This window comes from Exiguobacterium sp. AB2 (assembly GCF_000696055.1).
Classification (GTDB): domain Bacteria; phylum Bacillota; class Bacilli; order Exiguobacteriales; family Exiguobacteriaceae; genus Exiguobacterium; species Exiguobacterium alkaliphilum.
In genome coordinates this window covers 52,478-78,918 of sequence record NZ_JNAA01000044.1, presented here as the reverse complement: position 1 = coordinate 78,918, position 26,441 = coordinate 52,478, and the positions used below count along the sequence as shown (strand labels likewise).

The window sequence follows — 26,441 nt, the reverse complement described above, 5'->3', positions numbered from 1 at the left end:
TGCCCTCCGGGGCGACCCGTGGTTTTTTGTTTCGTCGCGATGAAATGTTGGTAAAAAAGAATAACAACTTCAAGGGGTGGGGTACATTGAAAACGAAATTGATTGATTGGCCCACGTTCATCGGCGCGTTCTGCCTATTGCTCGCGGTGACGCTGCCGCTCGTCTTGTTCCCGGATGCCGGGAAGGCCTGGGTCGGGGCCGCGAACACGTTCATGCCGCTGACGCTCATGTTCCTCGGCGGGCTCGACACGCTCCAGACGGCGAGCATCGTCGGCGGGTTCCCGCTCATCTTCATCATGCTACTGCTCGCCTGGTCGTTCATGCGTGTGTCGAGTAAAGACATCCGCGCCTCGGACGAGTACGAATCGCCGACGATCCACATCAAGTACCGTAAGAAAAAGCGGTCGCCGTTTGATGCGTTGAAAGACCGCCCCCCTGAATAAGGTAGGCGCCCTCGTCACAGGGTGCCTTTTTTGAATCCGAATTTCAATGAATATGACAAATCGGTGAAGCGGACGTTCGGTGTGACAATTTCCCACTGTGCGCCCTCTAACTGAAATACTCCTGTAATGGTGTTTTAAAAAACCGATTGTTATAATGGTAGCGCTCATAGTCCCGCTTTTCGTCCTGTTCGTAAGGAGGTTGGGCACGAGCGACGTGTCTTGACAGCACGTTCTGTTTCCTGTAGAACAGAGGCTAGACGAAAAATATACAGTTACTAAAACAATGAAACTTCGTCATAGATGCATGAAAAATATTAAAAAAGGGTAGGGAATACGTTATGATTTCGATGCAAAAAGTCAGTAAAGTATATCCGAACGGCGTCGTCGCCGTCGATGATCTCGACATAGAAATCCAAGACGGCGAGTTCCTCTACGTCGTCGGACCATCCGGCGCCGGGAAATCGACGTTTATGAAAATGATTTATCGGGAGGAGAAGCCGTCGAGCGGTCAATTGTTGATTGACGGTATCGATGTCGGCAAGCTGAAGAATCGCCACGTGCCGAAACTTCGCCGCCAACTCGGCGTCATCTTCCAAGATTTTAAGTTGTTGCCGTCGCTCACCGTGTACGAGAACGTCGCCTTCGCCCTCGAGGTCGTCCAAGCCGACACGAATACGATGCGCAAGCAAGTGATGGACGTGTTGAACCTCGTCGGGCTCAAAAACAAGGCCCGCAACTATCCGGACGAACTGTCGGGTGGGGAACAGCAGCGCGTCTCGATCGCCCGCGCGATCGTCAACAAGCCGAAGCTCATCATCGCCGATGAGCCGACCGGGAACTTAGACCCGGACACGGCGTGGGGCATCATGGAAGTATTTGAAGAGATTCACCGCCGCGGTGCGACGATCGTCATGGCGACACACAACCGTGACATCGTCGATAAGATTCGCCATCGCGTCATCGCGATTGAGAACGGGAAAGTCGTCCGCGATGAAGAGAAAGGAGCGTATGGCTATGATATTTAAAAGTGGACTCCGCCACTTACGGGAAGGGTTCAAAGGAACACTTCGCAACGGGTGGATGACGTTTGCGGCCATCAGTGCCGTCACCATCACATTGTTACTCGTCGGGATTTTTGCGCTCGTCATGTTCAACGTCAACGAGATCGCACAAAACGTCGAGAACGACGTCGAGATTCAAGTGTTCGTCACACGGACCGCCGAAGAGGCGAACGTCGAACAGCTCGGACAAAACATCGAACAGATTCCCGGTGTCGCCGAAGTCACGTTCAGCTCGAAAGACGATGAGCTCGAGAACTTCCGCAAACAGTTAGGGGAAGACGCGAACGCATACGGTGCGGTCGAGAAGGACAACCCGCTCCACGACCGTTACATCGTCAAGGCGTCAGACCCGCTCGAGACCGAACAAGTCGCCGAGGCGGTGCAGTCGCTTGAGAACGTCGATAGAGTCACATACGGACAGGACTATATCGACAAGATGTTCGCGTTCTTCAACGGGATTCGCATCGGCGGACTCGTATTGATCGTCGGGCTCACGCTCATGGCGATGTTCCTTATCTCGAACACGATCAAGATGACGATCTTCTCGCGTCGCCGCGAGATTGAGATCATGCGTCTCGTCGGGGCGAAAAACAGCTTCATCCGCTGGCCGTTCTTCATCGAAGGACTCCTCCTCGGTGTGCTCGGCGCTCTCATCCCGATCGCCGTCGTCTACTTCGGCTACGATGTCGCATATAGTGCTTTACAACCATCGCTAGATCAATTGAATGGTGATATATTTAAGTTGATTGATCCATCGACGCTCACGACGCAAGTGTCACTCGTCTTGTTGGCACTCGGGGCGTTCATCGGGATCTGGGGATCGACGACATCGCTCGGTCGATTCTTGAAAGTCTAACTTAGATAAGGGGGAGTTGGCGGATGAAACGTTCGCTTGCGCTTGGGTTATGTATGACGTTACTTGCCGCGCCGGTCATGGCGACGGAGAAAGAGACGTTACGGGAACGACAAGATCGTCTATCCAAACAGCTAGAGGCATCCAAGAAAGCGCAAGCCGAGACGGACGCCGAGCTCGACATCACCGAGGCGGAGCGTGACGCGGTCTTGACCGAGGTGAAGGCCGTCAACGAACGGCTCGATAGCCTCAGTGAACAGATTGCCGTCCAGCAGGCTGAAGCCGACGCGGCCCGCACCGAGCTCGAGACGACACGCCGCCAACTCGCTGCCCAAGAGCAGTACCTCCAAGGCCAGAAGGCGCTCCTCAGTGAGCGTCTTCGTGTGCTTCAAGTAAACGAGGACCGGTCCTATCTCCAAGTCATCTTCGAATCCCGCACGTTCGGGGATTTCGTCACGCGCCTCATGACGGCGCAGTCGATCGCGGAGCAGGACCGGGACCTCATACATAGCTTCATGGAAGAAGTCGAGCGGCTCGAGTCGCTCGAGACGACGCAACGGACCCAGCTGTCGTTCGTCAAACAAAAAGAGCGTGAACTCGTCATCACGAAGCAGGCGCTCGACCGTGCTGCCGAGGAGAAGCAGTCGCTCCTTTCCGAACTGAACGAACAAGTCGAACTACTCGAGCTCGAACAGATGACGCGCGAGGAAGAACAGGCGCTCATGGACGAACAGCGCCGCATCATCGCCGGTCAGCTCGAGGCAATTGCGACCGCCGAACGCGAGGCGGCCGAAGCGGAAGCGAGACGACAAGCGGAAGCGAAAGCAGCGGCCGAGGCACAGGAAAAGGCGGACGCACAAGCGAAGGCAGATGCAGAGGCGCGAGCGCGCCAAGAAGCCGAGGCGAAGGCGAAGGCGGAGTCGTCACCGGGCACAGAACCTGTCGCGCCACCGGTTCCGCCAGCCGAAGCGGCTGAGAACGTGACGCAACCTGTGTCAACGTTCGTCCGTCCCGTCTCCGGGTACGTCTCGAGCCGGTTCGGCCTGAGGGCGAACCCGCTCACCGGGGCGCCGGAGTCGCATCGCGGCATCGACATCGTCAACGCGACCGGCACGCCCATCGTGGCGGCGGCACCCGGCATCGTCATCAAGGCGGCGCCGGCGACGGGCTACGGCAACGTCGTCTTCGTCTCGCACGTGTTAGGCGGCCAAGTGTGGACGACGGTGTACGGCCATCTCGACTCGATCACGGTCACACCGGGCCAGACGATCGCGGCCGGCCAGACGGTCGGAACGCTCGGCAACACGGGCTGGTCGACGGGGCCGCACTTACATTTCGAACTTCACCGTGGCGAATGGGCCCCGGGGCAACCGAACGCGGTCGACCCAGGTCCTTATATCGGCTATTGACGGAGAGACGCGTCCCAAATGTGTGGAACGCGTCTTTTCTTCTAAACTTTTTGCTATACTGAATGAAAGACTGATCAAGAGAAATGAGGGACTACCCGTGAAAAATTCAACCGCTGGACTACTCGCCGGCGCCACGTTCGTCGCTGGGGCCGGTGCAGGGCTCGCGACGATGGCGTTTACCGATACGACTGCTCTTCCGACCGCCATCCAACCGCGGAGCGAGGGCTGGGACAAAGTCGAACAAGTGCGCAAGCTCATCGAGGCCCACTCACTTAAAGATATATCAGACGAAGCGCTCCTCATCGGGGCGCTCGACGGGATGACCGCCGCCCTCGACGACCCGTATTCGGACTTCCTCGACGCGGAAGAGACGTCGCAATTCACCGATTCGATTGAGTCGAATTTTGAAGGAATCGGCGCGACTTTGGAGAAGAAAGGAGAAGACATCTTAATCGTCGCTCCAATCAAAGGCGCTCCGGCCGAAGCGGCCGGACTCCGTCCAGGGGATGTCATCACGGCCGTCGACGGCGAGTCGATTGAAGGGATGGCCGTCGAAGAGGCGGTGCGTCTCATCCGCGGGGAGAAAGGGACCGTCGTCACGTTGACGATTCGCCGCGGCGGGCAAGAGGCCGACTATGAGATCACGCGGGACACGATTCCAATCGAGACGGTGACGTCAGAGGTGAAGGAAGAAGCCGGCAAGAAGATCGGCTATCTGCAAGTGACCCAGTTCTCCGAACCGACCGACGACGAATTTTTGGAACAGCTCGAGGAACTCGAGAGTCAAGACATCGATAGCCTCATCATCGACGTGCGCGGAAACCCGGGTGGCCTGTTGCCGTCCGTCATCACGATGGTCGAAGGGTTCGTCCCGACGGACACGCCCGTCGTCCAAATCGAGGACGCCAACGGGGAGCGTGAGTCGCAGAGCGGCCGCGCCCGTGAGGCGAAGCCGTACGGCCTCTTCGTCTTGACGGACGAAGGCTCGGCCTCGGCGTCGGAGATTCTTGCCGGCGCGCTCAAAGAAGGGGCCGGGGCGACCGTCATCGGCAACAAGACGTTCGGCAAGGGTGTCGTCCAGACGGCGTTTGATTTAGAGGACGGCAGCAACTTGAAGCTGACGACGAGCAAATGGCTCACGCCGGATGGCAACTGGATCAACGAGAAAGGCATCGAGCCGAACATCGAGGTCAATCAACCGGACTATTTCAGCGTCAACCGCATCCTCGCCGAGGCGGACACGCTCGAGGTCGGTGATTACGGTGAATCCGTATCGAACTTGCATACCGTCCTCGAAGGGATCGGCTACGAGCCGGGCGGTCAGCCGGGTTATTATGGCGACACGATGGCCCGGGCCGTCTCCGCGTTCCAAGAAGACAACAATTTGACGGCGGACGGTGTCGTCAATGAAGAGACGGCGTCGGCGCTCGAATCGCGATTGCTTGAAGTCATTCAAGACGAGGCGAACGACGCCCAGTTGAACCGTGCGCTCGAAGAAGCTGCAAAATAAGGATTAGGGAAAGGATTGGACACGTGTGGACGTTCTACGAATGAGTGTACTCGCTTTATTGACTTTGATCGGTAGTCCGCTGCTCTGGGTGACGCTCGTCGCCCTCGCTTACATATCCATGACGCGCATCAAACGGGAACGGGCGATGTTCCGCTCGCGCCGGCGCTCGCCGAAATCAGATTGGATTCATTTCGTCTGGCCGAGCGTTTTGCTCGGGGGGCTCGCCTCGGTCGCAACCGTCTGGCTCGAGATGACGGTCAACGTCGAATGGCTCGTCACGTTCACCGTCCTGTACGCCCTCGTCGTCTTGACGATGCATCCGCGCTTCGTCAGCCCGGCGTTCCCGCTCCTCGTCATGCTTGCGGCCGTGTCGCTTCGTGACGTCGTCTCGTTCGGACCGCTCGACGAGACGGTCACTCGTTTCGCCGAGGTCGGCTGGCCGGTGTACGCGCTCGTCTTCGGACTCGTCACGCTCGCCGAAGCGATCCTGTTGCGCTCGAACGGGAACGTCGAGACATCGCCGACACTCATCTTGTCGAAGCGTGGCCAGTTCATCGGCGGCCACGTTGTCAAACGGCTCTGGTTCTTCCCACTCGTCGTCTTCTTGCCGCCGTCGTTTGGGTTCGACGGGATGGTCCCGGTCATCCTACCGATCCCAATCGGGGTGAGCCTCTTGTCGACCGGGGCGCTGCCGCGAACGCTCCTCGGAAAGTTGAGCACGTATCGCGGTATCCTCGCCGTCATCGCGCTCGGTCTGTTCGGGGCGTCTTACGCACTTGACGTGCCGTACGCCGGTTACGTCTTGATCGCGCTCTATGTATTGTATGAGCTCGCGTTACAGCTCATCAAACGTGAGAACCGGGCGACGACGCCGGTGTTCATCAACGGCAACCGTGGGGCGGTCATCGTCGACACGCTCCCGGGTTCGCCAGGGGAAGCGATGCAGCTCATCCCGGGCGAGTCGATTTACAAAGTGAACGGGACGGTCATCACGGGCGGGAGCAGCTTCTATGAGGCGCTCCAGCTTCATAAGCCGTACATCAAGCTCGAGGTACTCAACTTGAACGGGGATATCCGGTTCGTGCAGCGGGCGATGTATGAAACCGACCCGCATGAGCTCGGCATCTTGTTCGTCGGGGAGCCGATGAGCCCGCGGCTGCGGTTACGGAAACTATGACAAGGAGCATCCGCGATGGATGCTCCCTTTCAGATTGTTGACTAACAGAATGTTTTCGCTCATCCTCTTGGCGCCTCCGCTTTCCTAGGGGCGAGCAGGGAGCTGCATCGCGACGTTGTCGCTGCTGGGTCTCCCTCCATCCCTTAGGAGTCTACGGCGCCGTCGGATGAGCGTCGCGAGAGGCCGCCCCCGGGAGGCCGAAAACGACCGTCTACATAGCATTTGTTCAATTTTATGTCGGGCAGAGCGCCTCGAGCTCGTGGGACACAAAAAAACGACGAACCCATCCGCTTTTTGCGAATGGGTTCGTCAACAGCCAGAAAGGGAGCATCCGTGATGGATGCTCCCTTTCGTGTCGTCTTATCCTTCAAGTTTCGATGGTTTGAAGCCCATCGTCGCTTCGACGGCGTGTTGCCAGCCTTTGTAAAGATTTTCGCGGTGCGACTCGTCCATGTTCGGCTCGAACTTGCGGTCGAGTTTCCACTGTTGTTTAATCTCGTTTTGGTCTTTCCAGAATCCGACGGCGAGACCGGCGAGGTAGGCGGCCCCGAGTGCCGTCGTCTCGCTCACTTCCGGGCGCTCGACCGGGACGTCCAAGATATCAGCCTGGAACTGCATGAGGAAGTTGTTGTTGACCGCGCCACCATCGACACGGAGCGTTTTCAACTCGATCCCTGAGTCTTGTTCCATCGCCGTCAAGACGTCACGCGTCTGATAGGCGAGCGACTCGAGCGTCGCCCGGACGAAGTGTTCTTTCTCGGTACCGCGCGTCAGGCCGAAGATGGCGCCGCGGACGTCCGAGTTCCAATACGGGGCACCGAGCCCGACGAAGGCAGGGACGACGTAGACGCCGTCTGTCGTCTCGACACGGTTCGCATATTGCTCCGTGTCTTTCGCCGACTTGAGCATCCGGAGCCCGTCACGGAGCCACTGGATGGCTGAACCGGCGACGAAGATTGAGCCTTCGAGCGCATATTCGACTTTGCCGCCGTAACCCCAAGCAATCGTCGTGAGAAGACCATGTTCCGACTTGACGGCTTCCTCGCCCGTGTTCATGAGCATGAAGCAACCTGTGCCATACGTGTTCTTCCCTTCACCTGACTCGAAGCACGCTTGTCCGAACAAGGCCGCCTGTTGGTCACCGGCCGCACCGGCGATTGGGACTTCGAAGCCGAAGAAGTGGTACGGGATCGTATGGGCGTACACTTCACTCGACGGTTTGACTTCAGGGAGCATCGATTTCGGTACCGTCAAGATGTCGAGGAGCTCGTCGTCCCACTGTTGCTCGTAGATGTTATACATGAGCGTCCGCGACGCGTTCGAGTAGTCGGTGACGTGGGCGTGCCCGCCTGACAGTTTCCAGATGAGCCACGTGTCGATCGTCCCGAAGAGGAGCTCGCCGTTGTCCGCTTTCTCGCGGGCGCCGTCGACGTTGTCGAGGATCCATTTGACTTTCGTGCCTGAGAAGTAGGCGTCGATGAGGAGACCGGTCTTGTCACGGAACAAGTCGCCGTGACCGGCCGCATTCAACTCGTCACAAATACCGGCCGTCTGACGTGATTGCCAAACGACGGCGTTATAGACCGGGCGGCCCGTCTCCTTCTCCCAGACGACGGCCGTCTCACGCTGGTTCGTGATGCCGATGGCGGCAATCTCTTTCGGATCGATATCCGCCGAACCGAACGCCTCGGCCATGACGGCGAGCACCGAACCCCAAATCTCGTTCGCGTTATGCTCGACCCAGCCTGGCTTCGGGAAGTATTGTTTGAACTCACGCTGTGCCGTCGTGACGATTTTCCCGTCGTGGTCGAAGATGATGGCGCGTGAGCTTGTCGTACCTTGGTCGAGTGCTAAGATGTAACGTTTTTCTTTCTCCATAGAATGTTGCCTCCTTAGAAGTTGTGATTATGGGACGAGAATGCCGTAGATGAGTGCGGCGATGATCCCGCCGAGAATCGGTCCGACGACCGGGATCCAAGAATAGCCCCAGTCCGACGTGCCTTTGCCTTTGATTGGGAGTATCGCGTGCGCAATCCGAGGACCAAGGTCACGTGCCGGGTTGATCGCATAGCCGGTAGGTCCCCCGAGTGACATACCGATCGAGACGACGAGGAAGGCGACGATGAGCGGATTCAATCCGTCGGTGAACGTGTTGGCACTGAACGACAAAATCCCGAATACGAGGACGAACGTCCCGATAATCTCTGAAACCAAGTTGAACGGCGTGTTGCGGATGGCCGGTGCGGTCGAGAAGGTGGCCAACTTGCCGCCCGGGTCATCTGTCGCGTCATAGTGCGGTTTGTAGTGCAAGAAGACGAGACATGCCCCGATGAACGCCCCGATGAACTGTGCCAAAATATAAGCAGGCACGTCAGCCCAAGGGAATGAACCGGCTGTCGCGAGACCGACCGTTACGGCAGGGTTCAAGTGCGCCCCTCCGTAGATCCCTGCAGCGTACACCCCGATCATGACGGCGAAGCCCCAACCGAACGTGATGACGACCCAGCCCGCATTCTCCGCTTTGGACTGCCGGAGGACGACGCCGGCGACGACACCGTTACCGAGTAAAATGAGTAGCATCGTACCGATAATCTCACTAACAAATGCTGACATGTGATACTCCCCTTTCCCATATTGAATTTTGACTTACCACTTCATTATATCCCCTAATTGAAAGCGCTTCAAAACAAAGATATTCAAAAAAACCACTTTTTTATTTTCAAAGTGGCTTTCACTTGGTAAAACGCCGGATGAAATCGACGGTGATTCCGACGATAAAAACGAAGAGGACGCCTAGACTCATATATGTGAATGGCATCCAAAGGCGCGTCATCAAGTCGAATGCGATCGAGAGGATGACCACGCCATACAACAAGGCGAGGCGGCGTGAAATCTCTTTCTCACGATAACGGCTCGTCACCGTCGCGCCGAGCGGTGCCCCGATGAACGCGCCGAGGATGAGCGCGGCCGGGACAAGGAAGTCGAGCGTAAGCGACGGCAAATAGCCGACGAGTCCTCCGAACGCGATGAACAAGACGGCGGCAAGGCTCGTCCCAACGGCCCGGTGCGTCGAGTAGCCAAGCCAACTAACGAGGAGTGGGACGATGATGAAGCCGCCGCCGATGCCGAGGAGCACAGACAACAGCCCGGCGGTTGCCCCGATGACACCCGCGGCGACGGTCGTGTTTTCTTTCGGTCGGCGTTTCGATGTTTTCTTTAAGAGCGTAACGGCAAAATAAGATAGGATAGCGAGATAGAACACGTTCAGCAGCCAATCACTCGCACCGGAGAAGGCGAGGACGAGCCGGCTCGACAGTTGGGCCGTCACGGCACCAGTCAGTCCGATGAGGAGGCCGGTCGTCCAAGAGACGTTGCCGAGCGACGTATGCCGTTTCGCACCGGCGAGGCTCGTGCCGACGACGAAGAGCAGGGACGTCGCGACCGCCTCGGCCGCCGTATAGCCGCCGAACAACAGCACCGGGACGATGATGACCCCGCCGCCGATGCCGAAGAACCCGGACAAGGCGCCGACGATGGCGCCGAGCGGGATGAAGAGGAGAGACCACATGTCGACCAACTCGTTTCTACATAGATTCATCCTTTATCATAACGGAATGGGCGACATGTCAGAAGCGAATATTTGTTCGTGTATGTGCTATAATCAAATCAATTATGTAGGAACAGAAAGTGAGGAATCATCATGGAATCGATCCCGTTCGCATTACAATCGGAATATACGCCGGGAGGTGACCAACCGGAAGCGATTCGACAGCTCGTCGAAGGCGTCAACCGTGGCGACCGCTACCAGACGTTGCTCGGGGCGACCGGCACCGGCAAAACGTTCACCGTCTCGAACGTCATCCAAGAAGTGAAGAAGCCGACGCTCGTCTTAGCCCACAACAAGACGCTCGCCGGCCAGCTCTATTCGGAGTTCAAAGAGTTCTTCCCGAACAACGCCGTCGAGTACTTCGTCAGCTACTACGACTACTATCAGCCGGAAGCGTATGTGCCGTCGACGGACACGTTTATCGAGAAAGACGCGTCGATTAACGATGAGATCGATAAACTGCGTCACTCGGCCACGTCCGCCTTGTTCGAACGGGACGACGTCATCATCGTCGCCTCGGTGTCGTGCATCTACGGCCTCGGTAACCCGGAAGAATATCGGAGCCTTGTCCTCAGCCTCCGGGTCGGGAAAGAGATGGGCCGCGATGAGATGCTTCGGAAGCTGATTGACATCCAATATGAACGGAACGACATCGATTTCCAGCGCGGACGGTTCCGTGTCCGCGGCGACGTCGTCGAAATCTTCCCGGCGTCGCGTGACGAGCATTGTATGCGCGTCGAGTTTTTCGGTGACGAGATTGACCGGATTCGCGAGATGGACCCGCTCACGGGCGAAATTATCGCCGACCGCGAGCACGTCGCCATCTTCCCGGCGTCCCACTTCGTCACACGTGACGAGAAGTTACAAAAAGCGATCGTCAACATCGAGGCCGAACTTGAGGAGCAGCTCGAGAAGTTCCGCGAGGAAGGAAAGCTGCTCGAGGCGCAACGGCTCGAACAACGGACGAACTACGACCTCGAGATGATGCGCGAGATGGGTTACTGTTCCGGGATCGAGAACTATTCCCGGCACTTGAACCTGATGCCCGAGGGCGCGACACCGTACACGCTCATCGACTACTTCCCGAAAGACTTTCTGCTCGTCGCCGACGAGTCGCACGTGACGCTCCCGCAAGTGCGCGGGATGTACAACGGCGACCAGGCGCGAAAACAAGTGCTCGTCGACCATGGCTTCCGTTTGCCGTCGGCGAAAGACAACCGTCCGCTCAAGTTCGAGGAGTTCGAGAAGAAGTTGAGCCAGGCGATCTTCATTTCGGCGACGCCGGGTCCGTATGAGCTCGAACATACGCCGCACATGGTCGAACAGATTATCCGTCCGACGGGCCTCATCGACCCGACGATTGAGATTCATCCGATCAAAGGGCAAATCGACTACTTGATGGACCAAATCCGCGAGCGCATCAAACGGGACGAACGTGTCCTCGTGACGACGCTCACGAAAAAGATGGCCGAAGACTTGTCCGACTATCTCCGTGAGGCGGGCATCAAGGTCAACTACATGCACTCGGAAATCAAGACGCTCGAACGGATCGAGATTATCCGCGACCTCCGTCTCGGCAAGTATGACGTCCTCGTCGGAATCAACTTGCTCCGGGAAGGGCTCGACATCCCGGAAGTGAGTCTCGTCACGATCCTTGACGCCGATAAGGAAGGGTTCCTCCGTTCGGACCGCTCGCTCATCCAGACGATTGGCCGCGCGGCGCGTAACGCGAACGGGCACGTCATCTTGTTCGCCGATAAGATGACCGACTCGATGAAACGAGCCATCGAGGAGACCGACCGACGGCGGACGATCCAATTGGCGTATAACGAAGAACATGGCATCACCCCGCAGACGATTAAGAAAGAAGTACGCGGCGTCATCCGGGCGACGGTCGATGCCGAGGAAGAAGTGCTCGAGTCGCTCAGCTCGATGAAACCGGCCGAGCGCGAGGCGGCAATCGCCAAGCTAGAAGAAGAAATGAAACAAGCGGCCCGCGACCTCCAGTTCGAACGGGCGGCCGAATTGCGTGACTTAATCTTGGAGTTGAAGGTAGGGAGTTAAATGGCTGAGAAGAAAAATGCGATCGTCATCAAAGGGGCGCGCGTCAACAACTTGAAAAACATTGATATCGAGATTCCTCGGGACCAACTCGTCGTCTTGACGGGTCTGTCCGGTTCCGGGAAGTCTTCGCTTGCCTTCGATACGATTTACGCTGAAGGGCAGCGCCGCTACGTCGAGAGCTTGTCCGCGTATGCAAGGCAATTCCTTGGGCAGATGGACAAACCGGACGTCGACACGATCGAAGGCTTGAGTCCGGCCATCTCGATCGACCAGAAGACGACGAGCCGGAACCCGCGCTCGACCGTCGGGACGGTGACGGAGATTTACGACTACTTACGGCTCTTGTTCGCCCGGATCGGGAAACCGGTCTGTCCGAACCACGGCATCGAGATCTCGAGCCAGACGATCTCGCAAATGGTCGACCAAGTGATGGAGCTGCCGGAGAAGACGCGCCTGCAAATTCTCGCCCCGATCGTCTCCGGACGAAAAGGGACGCATGTGAAAGTGTTCGACTCGCTCAAGAAAGAAGGGTTCGTTCGTGTCCGCGTCAACGGGGAGACGATTGAACTGACGGACGAAATCGAGCTCGACAAGAACAAGAAACATTCGATTGAAGTCGTCGTCGACCGTCTCGTCGTCCGACCTGACGTCGAAGGACGGCTCGCCGATTCGCTCGAGACGGCGCTCCGCCTCGCGGACGGCCGAGCCATCATCGACAAGATGGACGGGACGGAGCTCCTCTTCAGCGAGCATCACGCCTGTCCGATTTGTGGATTCTCGATTGGGGAGCTCGAACCGCGCATGTTCTCGTTCAACTCACCGTTTGGCGCATGCCCGACGTGTGACGGACTCGGGACGAAACTCGACGTCGACCCGGAACTCGTCATCCCGGACGCGACGAAGACATTGAAGGAAGGCGCGGTCGCCGCGTGGCAGCCGACGAGCTCACAATATTATCCGCAACTGCTCGCGGCGATGTGCAATCATTTCGAAATCGACATGGACGTCCCGTTCGAGCGGTTGTCGAAACGCGACCAGGACCTCGTCTTGAATGGGACGGACGAAGAGTCGTTCCTGTTCCGCTACGAGAACGATTTCGGCCAAGTCCGGACGAACACGATTTTCTTCGAAGGGGTGCTCCGTAACATCGAGCGCCGCTACAAAGAGACGACGTCCGACTATATCCGCGAACAGATGGAGATGTATATGGCGACGCACGCTTGTCCGACGTGTAGCGGTTACCGTTTGAAAGAAGAGACGCTCGCCGTGAAAATCACGGGTCACCATATCGGGCAAGTGACCGAGCTGTCGGTCGTCAATGCGATCAACTTGTTCGACGCCATCACGAACGAGCTGAGCGAGAAAGATATCGCCATCGCCCGCCTCATCTTGCAAGAGATTTGTGAGCGGCTCAGCTTCTTGAACAACGTCGGACTCGACTATTTGACGCTGTCACGGGCAGCCGGGACGCTCTCGGGCGGCGAGGCGCAACGGATTCGACTCGCCACGCAAATCGGGTCGCGCCTCACAGGCGTCTTGTACGTCTTAGACGAGCCGTCCATCGGGCTACACCAGCGTGACAACGACCGCTTGATCGCGACGCTCAAACAGATGCGCGATATCGGCAACACGCTCATCGTCGTCGAACACGACGAAGACACGATGATGGAAGCCGACTATTTGATCGACATCGGGCCTGGGGCCGGAGAACATGGCGGGGAAGTCATCGCCGCCGGGACGCCGAAGCAGCTCATGAAAAATAAGAAATCGCTCACCGGTCAATATTTGGCGGGCAAAAAGTTCATCCCGCTGCCGACCGAACGAAAAGTACCGGACGAGCGCTTCCTCAAGATTTTGAAGGCGGAAGAGAACAACTTGAAAGGGGTCGATGTGTCGATCCCGCTCGGCATGTTCATCGCCGTCACGGGCGTGTCCGGATCCGGGAAGTCGACGCTCATCAACGAGATTCTGTACAAGTCACTCGCCCATCACATCAACCGGGCCAAGGCGAAGCCAGGGAAGCACAAGAAGATTGAAGGGCTCGACCAGATCGACAAAGTCATCGACATCGACCAGTCCCCGATTGGACGGACGCCGCGGTCGAACCCGGCGACGTACACGGGCGTGTTCGATGATATCCGCGACGTGTTCGCCTCGACGAACGAAGCGAAGATGCGTGGCTATAAGAAAGGCCGCTTCAGTTTCAACGTCAAAGGTGGGCGCTGTGAGGCGTGCCGCGGCGACGGGATTATCAAAATCGAGATGCACTTCCTTCCGGACGTGTACGTGCCGTGTGAGGTGTGTCACGGGAAACGCTATAACCGTGAGACGCTCGAAGTGAAGTATAAAGGGAAGACGATCGCCGACGTCCTTGACATGACGATTGAGGAAGGGCTCGACTTCTTTGACAAAATTCCGAAAATCAAGCGCAAGATTCAGACGATCTTTGACGTCGGTCTCGGCTACATGAAGCTCGGCCAGCCGGCGACGGAACTGTCGGGCGGGGAAGCGCAGCGCGTCAAGCTCGCCTCGGAGCTCCATAAACGCTCGACCGGGAAGACGATTTACATCTTGGATGAACCGACGACGGGACTCCATGTCGATGATATCGCCCGGCTGTTGAAAGTCCTGCAGCGCCTCGTCGAGAACGGGGACACGGTGCTCGTCATCGAGCACAACCTCGACGTCATCAAATCGGCCGACTACTTGATCGACCTCGGTCCGGAAGGCGGTGACGGCGGCGGGACGATCGTCGCGACGGGGACACCAGAAGAGGTCGCCGAAGTGGCGGCATCGTATACCGGCAAGTATTTGAAGCCGGTATTAGAACGGGATGCGGCCCGGGCGAAACCGAAAGCAGGAAAACGGAAGTAAGGTATAGAAATGATGAGAAACGGGAATATGATTGACGTGTATCCAAATTGACGTGTATCCAATTCGAAGGGGGAAATGAACGTGAAACAAGAAATGCGTGAACTGATTCTCCAGCAAGTGAAAGACGGCAAGTTGACGATCGAGGAAGGCATGACCCAACTCGAACGGCTCGAACGGTTAGAGCCCGAGCGTGTCCAAGCGCTCGAGGCGCAACAAGAGACGGAGAAGGTCGACGCCTACTCGGTCGAGTCGCTGACGACGAAATTGACGTCGGCGGTCGAAGGGCTCGTCACGAAACTGCGGGACAGCGATTTCTCGTTCAGCTCGAACTTCGGGCCGGAAGTGACGTACTCGAAGTCGTTCCCGTTCACCGGGACTGACATCGCGCTCGACTTGTTCAACGCCTCGGCGACGATCGTCTCGTCGGACAACGACGAATGTGAACTCATCGTCACCGGCCGTCCGCTCCGCCAGCAAGATGCGGACAAGGCGCTCGAACAGCTCCAATCGGCCGTGAAACACTCGGTCATCGGGGACCGTCTCGTCGTCTCGCTCCGTGACAAACTCGTCCGGGCGCACGTCGAGCTATACGTCCCGCATCATCATTTCGACCACCTGCACGTCCAGACGCTCAACGGTGAAGTCCGTGCCGACGGGCTCGATGTCGAGAGTGTGCGCGTCCAGACGGCGAACGGTCGCGTCGTGCTCCATGAGGTCCACGCCTCGGAACTCCTCCTCAACACAGGGAACGGCACGGTCGAGGTCGACGGTGTCGAGACCGAGCTCGTCCACGTCCGGACCGGCAACGGTGCGGTCATCGTGAGCGGGAAGTACGACAAAGCCTCGCTCAAGACCGGCAACGGCAATATCCGGGCCGAACTGGCGACGGCACGTCCGGCCAAGTTCGAACTCGCCTCGCTCGCGGGGAACATCCGTCTCGTCTTGCCGCACGGCGCCGAGGTCGAAGGGGAGCTCGAGACGAACTTCGGAGGACTCCACTGCAACTTGGACGAACTCGAGATCGTTCGCGACCGGAAAGACGTCGCCCAGCGACGCCTCGAATTCATCTCGGGCCGTGGCCAGACGCCGCGCATCGAGGTCGAGGCCGGAACGCGTACCGGAACGATCGACCTCGAGCACGGCTCGCAGCATACGCCGTCGACGTTCCTCGAAGAAGACAAGCATGAACCGGTGGACCCGGTCGACCCGGTCAATCCGGGTGACTTGAACAATCCGTTCCATCAGAAGTGATACACAACCCGGAGGCGATGCCCCGGGTTCTTTTATAGAGGGGGGATGAGATGCGACGATTTGTTTCAGTGTCCGGATGGATGATGATCGCGGTGCTGTTGCTCGTCGGATGTGACGAGGAGCAGCGCGTCGTCAACGGAAATGAGCCGGCTGACGACGAAGCCATCGCCGTCGCTTGGGCGTATGTAACCGCTCGAAACTGGGAAGAACCTGCAATCAATGCGGGAGGAAGTGCTGAGGTACAGCGTGTCACGGTCGATCACGGCTATGAACTGTTAGATGATACGTATTTTGGGAGCGAGGTGCTCGCAGTGTCGTTCGCGTCTGAACCGGACAGTGTCGTTGGTGTCCCGACAATTTTAGTCGAGCCGGAGTCGGACACCGTGGTCGGCTATATGCCGGGTGAATGACAGAATCATCGAAAACCTCGAGTCCAAGTCGGACATCATCAGGATTGCCCTTTCCATTGAGTCGGTTACGTCCTGTTTAGTCCGTAACGGGAAAGACGTACAGCGCCGCCCGAAAGCCCGCCCCTCAGGAAAGCGGCGTGCGGCCAGGGTGGCTAAAGGACGATCAAACAAAGGAGCATCATCCCGAGTGGGACGACGCTCCTTTGTTTGACGTTTGTGCCGTCTGGTCACAGGTTCATCTCATACTCCATCTGTTCCCAGTCCATCATCGGTGCGTCGTATAACGTGAACGAGCCGATAATCAACAAGATGAACAGAATCGGTCCGGCGATAAGCAGAATAATCCCGAGGTTGCGCATCTTTTTCGACCGGTTCCAGTAGAAGATGATGGCGACGATCATCGAGATGAGCGAGCCGGACAAGAAGAAGCCGACGATGTTCAAGATGAATAATAACAGGACCGTTTCGTTTTTCGTCGCAGCGTACTCACGCCACATGTCGACAAGCGACTTGATGAGATAGACGAGTGCCGCAATCCCGACGATGAAGATAAAGATGACGGCAATCAAAAATAGTGAGTTCATGAATTTCACCTCCTCCTAGTGGTCTATACCCTATTTACGATGCCGAGACGAATTTGTTTCATTTTTTTCTGACACACCACGACTCACTTTCGCTGACGCCAATCGTAGAGAGCTATGATACAATAATGAGCGTGAAAGGGGCAGATACTCATGCAAAATATCGTACGTACGGCTCAACTCGTTGAGCGCTTCAAGTTGAAAGTCGTTGCAGGTGAAGAAGGACTCCACCGTCCTGTCGCCACACCTGACCTCAGTCGTCCGGGGCTCGTCCTCGCCGGCTACTATACGCACTATGCGAAGAACCGCCTGCAAGTGCTCGGGAAGACGGAACTCACGTTTTACGCGAGCCTGTCCGAGGAGAGTCGCCGCGAACGCGCGAAGATTCTTTGCACCGAGCTGACACCGGGCATTCTCATCACGCGCGGCTTCGATATCCCGAAAGAGATTCAAGAACAGGCCGAGGCGGCGAACGTGCCGCTCATGCAGACGAACGCGGTGACGACGTCCATCGAGTCACAAATCACGAACTTCCTCGAGATGGAGCTCGCACCGATGACGGCGATGCATGGCGTGCTCGTCGACATTTACGGCGTCGGTGTCTTGATTAAAGGCCAGAGCGGTGTCGGGAAATCCGAGACGGCGCTCGAGCTCGTCAAGCGCGGCCATCGTCTCGTCGCCGATGACTCGGTCGAGATTCGCCAGACGGGCGACCAACTGCTCGTCGGGTCGGCACCGAAACTCATCCGGCACTTGCTCGAAATTCGCGGAATCGGCATCATCGATGTCATGACGCTCTTCGGAGCCGGGGCCGTTCGCTCGCACAAGAAGATAAGTCTCATCGTCAACCTCGAGAACTGGGATGCGGGGAAAGTATATGACCGTGTCGGGCTCGACCATAACACGATGAAGATTATCGACAGCGAAGTACCGCTCCTCACGATCCCGGTCCGTCCGGGACGTAACTTGGCCGTCATCGTCGAAGTCGCGGCGATGAACTATCGCCTGCAAAACATGGGCATCAATACCGCGGAAGAGTTCGCCGAACGTCTCGCGAACGCGATCCACGATAACGAAGGGGACATGGAATGATGGTGGAGCCGACGTTTGATCGTGTAGCGTTTGAAATCGGGTCGCTCCCGATTTACTGGTACGGGATGATTATCGCCTTCGGGGCGATGCTCGGACTTGTGCTCGCCTTGTTCGAAGCGAAACGGATCAACTATGATTCGGAACGACTCGTCGACGTCGTCATCTGGTCGATCCCAATCAGTATCGTCTTCGCCCGTGTGTATTACGTCGTCTTCCAGTGGGACTACTATAGCCAAAACCTCGGGCAAATCATCGACATCCGGCAAGGCGGGATTGCCATCCACGGTGCGATTTTCGGGGCGCTCCTCGTCGTCGTGATCTACAGCATGCGCAAGTCGATGTCGTTCTGGAAAGTGACCGACATCCTCGCGCCGTCGCTCCTGCTCGGACAAGCGGTCGGGCGTTGGGGCAACTTCATGAACCAAGAAGCGCACGGCGATGAGACGACGCGTAGCTTCCTCGAAGAGACGCTCCGTCTCCCGGACTGGATCGTCAACCAGATGTTCATCGACGGCGTGTATTACTTGCCGACGTTCTTGTTCGAGAGCGTTTGGAACATCCTCGGTGTCATTCTTCTCGTCGTCTGGCGCGTGGTCGGCAATCCGCCGCGTGGCTACATCTTCTTGTCGTACCTCGTCTGGTACTCGGTCGGCCGCTTCTATATCGAAGGGCTCCGGACGGACAGCCTCATGGCAGGCGACTTGCGGACGGCCCAAATCGTCTCGATTTTGATGATCGTCTTCGGTATCGTCATGATGGTCGTGCGCCGCAAAGCGAAACGGTATGATGACCCTTCAGAGAAAGGACTGTTTGATTGATGGATACGTTACTGTTTGATTTGGACGGGACGTTGCTCAATACGAACCCGCTCATCCTCGCGAGCTTCCGGCACACGCTCGGCTACTACTTCCCGGACGAGACGTATCGGGATGAAGACTTGTACCCGTTCATCGGCCCGACGCTCGAGAAGTCGTTCCGTGAGCTGAACGAGCCGGAATGGAAAGAGATGCAGGCGTTTTACCGGAGCTTCAACATCGCGATGCACGATGCCCTCGTCGCCGAGTACCCGGGCGTCATCGAAGGACTCTATCGCCTGCACGCGAAGGGCTATAAGATGGGTGTCGTCACGTCGAAAGGACGTCCGGTCGTCGAGCAAGGATTGCGCTTGTTCAACATCGACCATTTGTTCGACGTCGTCATCACGGCCGACGACGTCGAAAACGAGAAGCCGCACCCTGAACCGGTCGAACGTGCCCTCCGCGCGCTCGAATCCGCGCCGGAACGCGCCGTCATGGTCGGGGACAACGACACGGACATCTTCAGCGGCAAGAACGCCGGGACGAAGACGGTCGCCGTCGGCTGGGCGCTGAAGGGCCGCGCCTTCCTCGAGTCGCTCGAGCCGGACGTCATCATCGAGTCGATGGAGCATTTCGAGGCGTGGCTCGACGAGGTCACGGTCCATGCGTAAGACGGAACGGTTCCGTCTCGCCGGGCCGAACCCGCTCTGGCAGATGTATCGGACGATTCGGTTCGTCCGCGTGTTCAAGAACACGGCCGTCGTCATGGTCGGCCGCTTCTTCCCGTCGGTGAAGGCGAAGCGTTGGTTATATCGGACGTTTCTCGGCATGCGGATCGGGGAGTATAGCGCCCTCGCCCTCATGGTGACGCCGGACGTCATGTTCCCGGAGCGGATCTCGATTGGACGGAATACCGTCATCGGATTCAACACGACGATTCTCTGTCACGAGTACCTCGTCGATGAGTATCGAATCGGCGACGTCTCGATTGGGGACGAGGTGTTGATTGGGGCGAACGTGACCATCCTTCCAGGTGTCACGATCGGCGACCGGGCCGTCGTCGGTGCCGGTGCCGTCGTCCATCGGGACGTCTTGCCGGGCGAGCGCGTCGTCGGGGCGAAGCTCCAAACGGTCGACACGAAATAGACACAATTTAGCACGAAATCAATTTCTTACGGTGACGAACGTCACGACTTGAAAATACTTGAGCGGTATCACTTTTTCACGAAGCGATACCGTTTTTTTGTGTCTTCAAGCGACTCGGGACGGCTAACAAGTTTTTGCCGAAAAGCAATTATGAGACCCTATAAAATATATTCATTATAGAAGGAATATAGTCCCGATTTTTTTTAAGTTTTACAGTTGCCCTCGCCGTTTGAGTGCGGTATTCTTAACCCTGCAACTAAAAAACGATTTAGCATTTGATGTGGGGGATTTAGAATATGGAAGCGAACTATGAAGCTCTAATGACGCTACCCGAACCAGAATCTCCGCTCGCTGCGGAGCTCCACTACTATAGAGGTCGTCGCGCGTTACGAGAAGGTCGCCTAGATGAAGCGACTTTTTTCATGGCTGAAGCTACGGCTGCCGCCACGCATCGTGTCGATTACCATAAACAGTACGCTGAACTGTTATTTGAAGTAGGAGAGGTCTACCACGCCAACGACGTGTGGAAACGGGTGCTACAACTCGATGATACGGCGACAGAGGCCCTTTACCACCTCGCGAGCAACTGTGCCTACATCTCACAATATGAAGAAGCGGCCACGTACGCGAGCCGCTACCTCGAACAAGAGGCGAACGGCCCTTACGCGGAGTCGGTCCAGTCGCTCCTCGAACTGATCGAGCTCGAGCAAGAGCTTGAAGACGAAGAGGAAGACGAGTTGATCACGTGGCATACGGAGGTACAGCGTCAAATCGACAAAGGTCGTCTGTTTGCCGCCAAGTCGACGCTCGAGCGGTTGATTGACCGCTATCCGACGTTCTGGCCGGGCTATAACAATTTGGCGGTCGTCCATTTCTATCTTGGGAACGACGAGACGGCGTTCGAGACGCTCGGGTACGTGCTCGATGAGAATCCGGGCAACTTGCATGCGATTTTGAACACGATCTTGTTGCTCCATGAAGCCGGACAGTCCGAGGCGGCGCTCCAACTATCAGCCCCGCTGACGCGCGTCCGTCCGCTTCAATTCGAAGTGCGCTATAAACTCGCGACGACGCTCGCGCTCGTCGGGCATTACGATCACGCCTACGAAGAACTCCGGCTCTTGAAAGAGCGGGGCTTCCGTGGGGATTCACTGTTTGGGCATTGGCTCAGCGTCTCCGCCTACAAGACCGGACGTCTTGAAGAGGCGGCGACCTATTTGAACGGTGAGCAAGCGAAGCAAATCGAGGACAAACAGTCGTTCGATATTCGCGACAACCTCGAGTTCCGCTCGGCGCTCGTCCAAGGCTTGCGTCAAGAAGACGATTTGGCGCGGATCGAGATTATCCGCATCATCGCCAAACTTGAAGACGACGAGGCGTTCGAGGCGCTCGCGCTGACGAGCACGGTCACCGATGACGAGACGGTCATCGCTTTCGCGAAGAAGTGCCAAGCCGTCATCTGTGCCGTCCCGTTTAAAGGTGACGCACGTATCGAGCGTGCATACGAAGCGCTCGTCTTGGCTGAACGGCACGTCTCGGAAGCCGAGCAGATGAGCCTCGAAGGCGACTTCTACGAACGATTCGCGCGCCTGTTGCTCGGACAGCACACGTTTGACGACGTCACGGCATCGGCCGCTGCGCTCGTCTGGATGTTTTATGCGAAACGGGACGCGCTCGTCCTCGCGGACTGTGCCGACGTGTTCGGGGTCGACGTCTCGACGCTCACGGACACGATCCGTTCGTTCAAAGCGACACTCGAACGAGCATAAAGATAGACGATACCTCCCGAGGTTTCATATACTGAAGGCAATCAATTTCATGCAGAGGTGGTATCTTTATGACAGAAGAAAAAATCTATGACGTCATCATCATCGGGGCCGGCCCGGCCGGAATGACGGCGGCGCTCTACGCATCGCGCGCCAATTTGTCGACGCTCATGATCGAGCGCGGTATCCCAGGTGGCCAGATGGCAAACACAGAAGATATCGAGAACTATCCAGGGTACGACAGCATCCTCGGTCCGGACTTGTCACAAAAGATGTTCGACCACTCGAAAGCGTTCGGCGCGGAATACGCGTACGGCGACGTACAGCGCATCTCGGACGAGAACGAATACAAAATCGTCCACGCCCATAACCGTGACTATAAAGCACGCGCGATCATTCTCGCTTCAGGCGCGCAATATAAAAAGATTGGCGTCCCGGGCGAAGAAGAGCTCGGCGGTCGCGGCGTCTCGTACTGCGCGGTCTGTGACGGCGCGTTCTTCAAAGGCAAGAACTTGTTCGTCATCGGTGGCGGCGACTCTGCCGTCGAAGAAGGCGTGTTCTTGACTCGTTTCGCCGACAAGGTGACGATCGTTCACCGTCGCGACGAGTTGCGCGCCCAGAAGATTCTTCAGAAGCGGGCGTTCGACAACCCGAAAATCGACTTCATCTGGAACCACACGCTCCAAGAGATTAAAGAAGTCGACGGCAAAGTCGGCGGCGCACGTCTCGTCAGCACGATTGACGGCACGGAGACGGACTATGACATCGACGGCGTCTTCATCTATATCGGAATGAACCCGATCACCGGGTTCGTCCAAGATCTCGGCATCTTGAACGAACAAGGTTATATCGTCACGAACGAGGCGATGGAGACGAAGATTCCTGGAATCTTCGCTGCCGGCGACGTTCGCGACAAGACGCTCCGCCAAGTTGTCACCGCGACGAACGACGGATCGATTGCCGCGCAAAACGCGCAACACTATATCGAGGGTCTCCTCGAGGCGTTGCACGAACAAAACGCGTGATTCAACGGAGAAGGCATTGCGGGCGACCGCAATCCCTTCTCTTTTTTTCGAGCGTTCGCTATACTAAAGAGTGAAGAGCGCTACACACACGGCTCGGTTGTCAAAATTAAGGGGGCGTCATGGAGATGGAAGACTTTAAAGGATTAGAAGAATTGATCATCATCAGCGGGATGAGCGGGGCCGGGAAATCGGTCGCGATGAATAGTTTCGAGGACCTCGGCTATTTTTGCGTCGATAACTTGCCGCCGGTCTTGTTGCCGCAACTGATCGATGTCATCAGCTCGGTCCGTCCGAAAATCGCCGTCGCCATCGACACGCGGACGCGCGACTTCATCGATAGTCTGTTCATCGTCATCGATGACTTAGAAAAGAAGAACGTCCATCCGCACTTACTTTATCTCGAGACGCGGGACGACGTGCTCGTCCGCCGCTATAAAGAGACGCGCCGGTCACATCCGCTCGCACCGGAGGACGCGCCGCTCGTCGGCATCAAGATGGAACGCGAGCTGCTCGAAGGGTTCCGCGACCGGGCGCATACGCTCTACGACACGAGCGATTTGAAGCCACAGATGCTCAAGGACCGGATCTTGCTCCAGTTCAACGAGGAGCGCATCCCGTTCACGGTCAACTTCATGTCGTTCGGGTTCAAGCACGGCGTGCCGCTCGACATCGACCTGTTGTTCGACGTCCGCTTCATCACGAACCCGTTCTACATCCCGGAGCTCCGTCCGCTCACGGGCCAGACGAGCGAGGTGCAAGACTACGTCATGTCGCACCCCGAGGCGCGGGCGTTCTATAAGAAACTGATTGACATGCTCGAATTCCTGTTGCCGCAGTATAAGCGCGAAGGGAAGACACAAGTCGTCGTCGCCTTCGGCTGTACAGGCGGTAAGCACCGCTCGATCACGTTCGCTGAAAAAGTATCGGAACATTTCGCGGAGCGCTATAACGTCAAGACCGTCCATCGCGACTTGGCGCACGCGACGAAGGAGAAATGAGATGAGACGCGATCGGAAAGTTGTCGCCATCGGCGGCGGTACCGGACTATCGACGCTCGTCCGCGGGTTGAAGCATTATCCGCTCGACATCACGGCCATCGTCACGGTCGGGGATGACGGGGGCAGCTCAGGACGGCTCCGCGACGAGTTCCATATGTTGCCTCCGGGCGACATTCGAAACGTCATTCTCGCCTTGTCGGAAGTCGAGCCGCTCATGGACAAGATTTTACAGTATCGGTTTGACAGCGGGTATGGCCTTGAAGGGCACTCGCTTGGAAACCTGATGCTGACAGCGGCGACGCATATTTGTGAAGGCTCGTTCGTCAAGGCGGTCGACGTCTTGTCGCAACTGTTGAACGCACAAGGTCGCGTGCTCCCGGTCACGGAGACGCTCATGACGCTCGCGGCCGAGTTCGAGGACGGGACGATCGTCAAAGGCGAGTCGAAGATCCCGCTCGTCGAAAAACCGATCAAGCGGCTGTTCTTGCTCGAGGACGGCATCAAGCCGGCACCAGGGGTCGTCGAGGCGATCCATGAGGCGGACGTCATCGTGCTCGGGCCGGGCAGTCTCTATACGAGCATCATCCCGAACTTGTTGATTCAAGAAGTGCGCGACGCCATCGTCCGCTCCGGGAAGCCGGTCGTCTATATTTGCAACGTCATGACGCAGCCGGGCGAGACGAAAGGGTACGACGCGATGAAGCATTTGAAATCGATTGAGGCGTATCTCGGCAAGTCGACGGTCGACACGATTGTCGTCAATAACGAGCCGATCGAGGACATCTACTTGGAGCGTTACCTCGAGGACGGCTCGGAAGAGGTCCGTTTCGATCGCAAGAAGCTTCGGAACTATGGCACGAACGTGCTCGCCGGTGACATCGTCGACTATAACCGCGACTACATCCGCCACGACTCGGACGCGATTGCCGGGCTCGTCATGCAGCGCGTCCTCCGTATCAAGAAACCACGCTCGTTCCAAGAGCTTGAACTGAAATAGAACGATTGATCAAGAAAGGAGGGGAATGAGATGAGCTTTGCTTCAGACGTCAAAAAAGAATTGACCCAACTGACCGTCACCGATGCCGAGGCGAAAGCGGAACTGTCCGCCCTCGTCCGGATGAACGGTGTCATCTCGCTCGCCCTCGGGCGCGGGATGACGCTCGACGTCTCGACGGAGAACGCGGCCATCGCCCGACGGATTTATTCCCTGATGAAACGACTGTACGACCACCACCTCGATTTGTTCGTCCGTAAGAAAATGCGGCTGAAGAAGAACAACGTCTACATCGTCCGCGTCTCCCAGCACGCCGAGACGATGTTGAAGGACCTCGAGATTCTCGGTGAGCATTACGAGATGATTCGGACACTCAACTCGGACATGACACGTGACGAGAATTTGGCCCGTGCCTACTTGCGCGGCGCCTTCCTCGCCGGCGGTTCGATCAACCATCCGAAGACGTCGTCGTATCACCTCGAGGTATACAGCTTGTACGAGAACCATAACCAGGCGCTCCGAGACCTCGCCAACCGGTTCGGCTTGAACGCGAAGACGCTCGAGCGGAAAAAAGGGCATATCCTCTACATCAAGGAGAGCGAGAAAATCTCTGACTTCTTGAAGCTCGTCGGGGCGACGCGCGGGATGCTCGATTTCGAGGACGCCCGTATCATCAAGGACATGCGCAACTCGGTCAACCGGCTCGTCAACTGCGAGACGGCCAACTTGAACAAGACGGTCGGGGCGGCGCTCCGCCAAGTCGAGAACATTAAGTATCTCGAGCGGACGGTCGGCCTCGAGGTGTTGCCGACGAAGCTCCGTGAGATCGCCGAACTTCGGGTCACGCATCAGGACGTCTCGCTCCAAGAGCTTGGCGAGATGCTCGAGACAGGACCAATCTCGAAGTCCGGCATCAACCACCGACTCCGGAAGATTGACCAGATTGCCGAGAAAGTCCGAAAGGGCGAAGAAATCGGCTCCTCGTGAGACCGGTTGCGCCAAAACCATTCTTCCTATATAATTAGCAATTGTGTATAGGATTTTGAAAAGCGAACTAAAGGAGCTTTATGATTATGGCGAATGATAAGAAACGACTTTCGCTCACGATTGACGCAGAACTTGACCGCGTCATCACCGAGCGTGCAAAAGAAATCGGGATTCCAAAAAGTGCACTCGTGACGTTTGCGACGAGCCTTTTCCTCAACCAACTCCGGGCGGAAGAGATGCTCTCAGGCAACACGAACGCAATCTATCAAGTCATCCGTAAGGACTATGAGTTGCTCACAAGTGTCCGCAACTTAGATAACTAAGCGAAAGGCTGACTGCGGTCAGCCTTTTTTTGGTTGCATCCGCCTGTGAAATTTGGAATAGTGGAGATATTGA

General features: G+C 57.0%; 24 protein-coding genes. 20 read left to right on the top strand and 4 right to left on the bottom strand.

The genetic code is table 11. The features are described 5' to 3' along the window. Positions 1–86: 86 nt before the first annotated feature. The 6 genes from DI14_RS15680 (at position 87) to DI14_RS06740 (ending at position 6,453) form a co-directional block, all read left to right on the top strand. Complete coding sequence (locus DI14_RS15680) at positions 87–443, top strand: BCCT family transporter (RefSeq protein WP_034806847.1); 357 nt, start codon at positions 87–89, stop codon at positions 441–443. Positions 444–781: 338 nt separating this feature from the next. Then, a complete protein-coding gene (gene ftsE / locus DI14_RS06760; protein ID WP_034806846.1) occupies positions 782–1,468 on the top strand; it encodes a cell division ATP-binding protein FtsE in 687 nt (228 codons plus the stop codon). Further along, positions 1,458–2,360, top strand: a complete 903-nt coding sequence (gene ftsX, locus DI14_RS06755; protein ID WP_034806845.1) for a permease-like cell division protein FtsX — start codon at positions 1,458–1,460, stop codon at positions 2,358–2,360. Before ftsE ends, ftsX begins: the two co-directional genes overlap by 11 nt. A gap of 23 nt (positions 2,361–2,383) precedes the next feature. Next, a complete protein-coding gene (locus tag DI14_RS06750) occupies positions 2,384–3,766 on the top strand; it encodes a murein hydrolase activator EnvC (RefSeq protein WP_034806844.1) in 1,383 nt (460 codons plus the stop codon). 97 nt (positions 3,767–3,863) lie between these two features. Continuing rightward, a complete protein-coding gene (locus DI14_RS06745; protein ID WP_034806843.1) occupies positions 3,864–5,276 on the top strand; it encodes a S41 family peptidase in 1,413 nt (470 codons plus the stop codon). A gap of 40 nt (positions 5,277–5,316) precedes the next feature. Continuing rightward, positions 5,317–6,453 carry a membrane protein gene (locus tag DI14_RS06740; protein WP_034806842.1) on the top strand — a complete coding sequence of 379 codons (1,137 nt, stop codon included), beginning with the start codon at positions 5,317–5,319 and terminating at the stop codon, positions 6,451–6,453. Between the two features lie 360 nt (positions 6,454–6,813). Here DI14_RS06740 and glpK read toward each other — a convergent pair whose 3' ends face one another. The 3 genes from glpK to DI14_RS06725 all read right to left on the bottom strand — a co-directional run bounded on the left by glpK (position 6,814) and on the right by DI14_RS06725 (position 10,021). Beyond that, positions 6,814–8,331 carry a glycerol kinase GlpK gene (gene glpK, locus DI14_RS06735; protein ID WP_034806840.1) on the bottom strand — a complete coding sequence of 506 codons (1,518 nt, stop codon included), beginning with the start codon at positions 8,329–8,331 and terminating at the stop codon, positions 6,814–6,816. A 27-nt stretch (positions 8,332–8,358) separates the two neighbouring features. Continuing rightward, on the bottom strand, positions 8,359–9,066 hold the full coding sequence (locus DI14_RS06730; protein ID WP_034806838.1) for an MIP/aquaporin family protein: 708 nt from the start codon (positions 9,064–9,066) through the stop codon (positions 8,359–8,361). A 118-nt stretch (positions 9,067–9,184) separates the two neighbouring features. Next, positions 9,185–10,021: a sulfite exporter TauE/SafE family protein gene (locus DI14_RS06725; RefSeq protein WP_051622631.1), complete on the bottom strand. Its 837-nt coding sequence runs from the start codon at positions 10,019–10,021 to the stop codon at positions 9,185–9,187. A gap of 132 nt (positions 10,022–10,153) precedes the next feature. Here DI14_RS06725 and uvrB point away from each other — a divergent pair, with 132 nt between their 5' ends. From uvrB to DI14_RS06705, 4 genes are all read left to right on the top strand, one after another. Next, complete coding sequence (gene uvrB / locus DI14_RS06720) at positions 10,154–12,124, top strand: excinuclease ABC subunit UvrB (protein ID WP_034806836.1); 1,971 nt, start codon at positions 10,154–10,156, stop codon at positions 12,122–12,124. After that, positions 12,125–14,998: an excinuclease ABC subunit UvrA gene (gene uvrA / locus DI14_RS06715; RefSeq protein ID WP_034806834.1), complete on the top strand. Its 2,874-nt coding sequence runs from the start codon at positions 12,125–12,127 to the stop codon at positions 14,996–14,998. Positions 14,999–15,079: 81 nt separating this feature from the next. Continuing rightward, positions 15,080–16,249, top strand: coding sequence for a DUF4097 family beta strand repeat-containing protein (locus tag DI14_RS06710; RefSeq protein WP_034806879.1), 1,170 nt, complete (start codon positions 15,080–15,082; stop codon positions 16,247–16,249). A 50-nt stretch (positions 16,250–16,299) separates the two neighbouring features. After that, on the top strand, positions 16,300–16,659 hold the full coding sequence (locus tag DI14_RS06705) for a hypothetical protein (RefSeq protein ID WP_034806831.1): 360 nt from the start codon (positions 16,300–16,302) through the stop codon (positions 16,657–16,659). 227 nt (positions 16,660–16,886) lie between these two features. Here the strand turns inward: DI14_RS06705 and DI14_RS06700 are convergent, their stop codons facing one another. Next, positions 16,887–17,243 (bottom strand): hypothetical protein, encoded by a 357-nt coding sequence (locus DI14_RS06700; protein ID WP_034806829.1) that lies wholly within the window; start codon positions 17,241–17,243, stop codon positions 16,887–16,889. Between the two features lie 150 nt (positions 17,244–17,393). Here DI14_RS06700 and hprK point away from each other — a divergent pair, with 150 nt between their 5' ends. The 10 genes from hprK (at position 17,394) to DI14_RS06650 (ending at position 26,368) form a co-directional block, all read left to right on the top strand. Then, complete coding sequence (gene hprK / locus DI14_RS06695) at positions 17,394–18,332, top strand: HPr(Ser) kinase/phosphatase (protein WP_034806827.1); 939 nt, start codon at positions 17,394–17,396, stop codon at positions 18,330–18,332. Beyond that, complete coding sequence (gene lgt, locus DI14_RS06690; protein WP_034806825.1) at positions 18,329–19,150, top strand: prolipoprotein diacylglyceryl transferase; 822 nt, start codon at positions 18,329–18,331, stop codon at positions 19,148–19,150. The genes hprK and lgt overlap by 4 nt, the downstream gene beginning before the upstream one ends. After that, the gene (gene ppaX / locus DI14_RS06685) at positions 19,150–19,800 is read left to right on the top strand and encodes a pyrophosphatase PpaX (RefSeq protein WP_034806823.1); all 651 of its coding nucleotides are present in this window, start codon (positions 19,150–19,152) and stop codon (positions 19,798–19,800) included. The genes lgt and ppaX overlap by 1 nt, the downstream gene beginning before the upstream one ends. Further along, the gene (locus DI14_RS06680) at positions 19,793–20,275 is read left to right on the top strand and encodes a DapH/DapD/GlmU-related protein (protein WP_034806821.1); all 483 of its coding nucleotides are present in this window, start codon (positions 19,793–19,795) and stop codon (positions 20,273–20,275) included. The genes ppaX and DI14_RS06680 overlap by 8 nt, the downstream gene beginning before the upstream one ends. Before the next feature lie 296 nt (positions 20,276–20,571). Next, entirely contained in the window at positions 20,572–22,044 is a 1,473-nt protein-coding gene (locus tag DI14_RS06675; RefSeq protein WP_034806819.1) for a lipopolysaccharide assembly protein LapB, read from the top strand. Between the two features lie 68 nt (positions 22,045–22,112). Continuing rightward, positions 22,113–23,066: a thioredoxin-disulfide reductase gene (trxB, locus tag DI14_RS06670; RefSeq protein ID WP_034806817.1), complete on the top strand. Its 954-nt coding sequence runs from the start codon at positions 22,113–22,115 to the stop codon at positions 23,064–23,066. Between the two features lie 125 nt (positions 23,067–23,191). After that, positions 23,192–24,064 (top strand): RNase adapter RapZ, encoded by an 873-nt coding sequence (rapZ, locus tag DI14_RS06665; RefSeq protein ID WP_034806816.1) that lies wholly within the window; start codon positions 23,192–23,194, stop codon positions 24,062–24,064. A 1-nt stretch (position 24,065) separates the two neighbouring features. Then, positions 24,066–25,061, top strand: a complete 996-nt coding sequence (gene yvcK / locus DI14_RS06660; protein ID WP_034806815.1) for a YvcK family protein — start codon at positions 24,066–24,068, stop codon at positions 25,059–25,061. A 30-nt stretch (positions 25,062–25,091) separates the two neighbouring features. Then, on the top strand, positions 25,092–26,045 hold the full coding sequence (gene whiA / locus DI14_RS06655) for a DNA-binding protein WhiA (RefSeq protein WP_034806814.1): 954 nt from the start codon (positions 25,092–25,094) through the stop codon (positions 26,043–26,045). 86 nt (positions 26,046–26,131) lie between these two features. Next, complete coding sequence (locus tag DI14_RS06650; RefSeq protein ID WP_024370426.1) at positions 26,132–26,368, top strand: hypothetical protein; 237 nt, start codon at positions 26,132–26,134, stop codon at positions 26,366–26,368. Positions 26,369–26,441 lie beyond the last annotated feature (73 nt).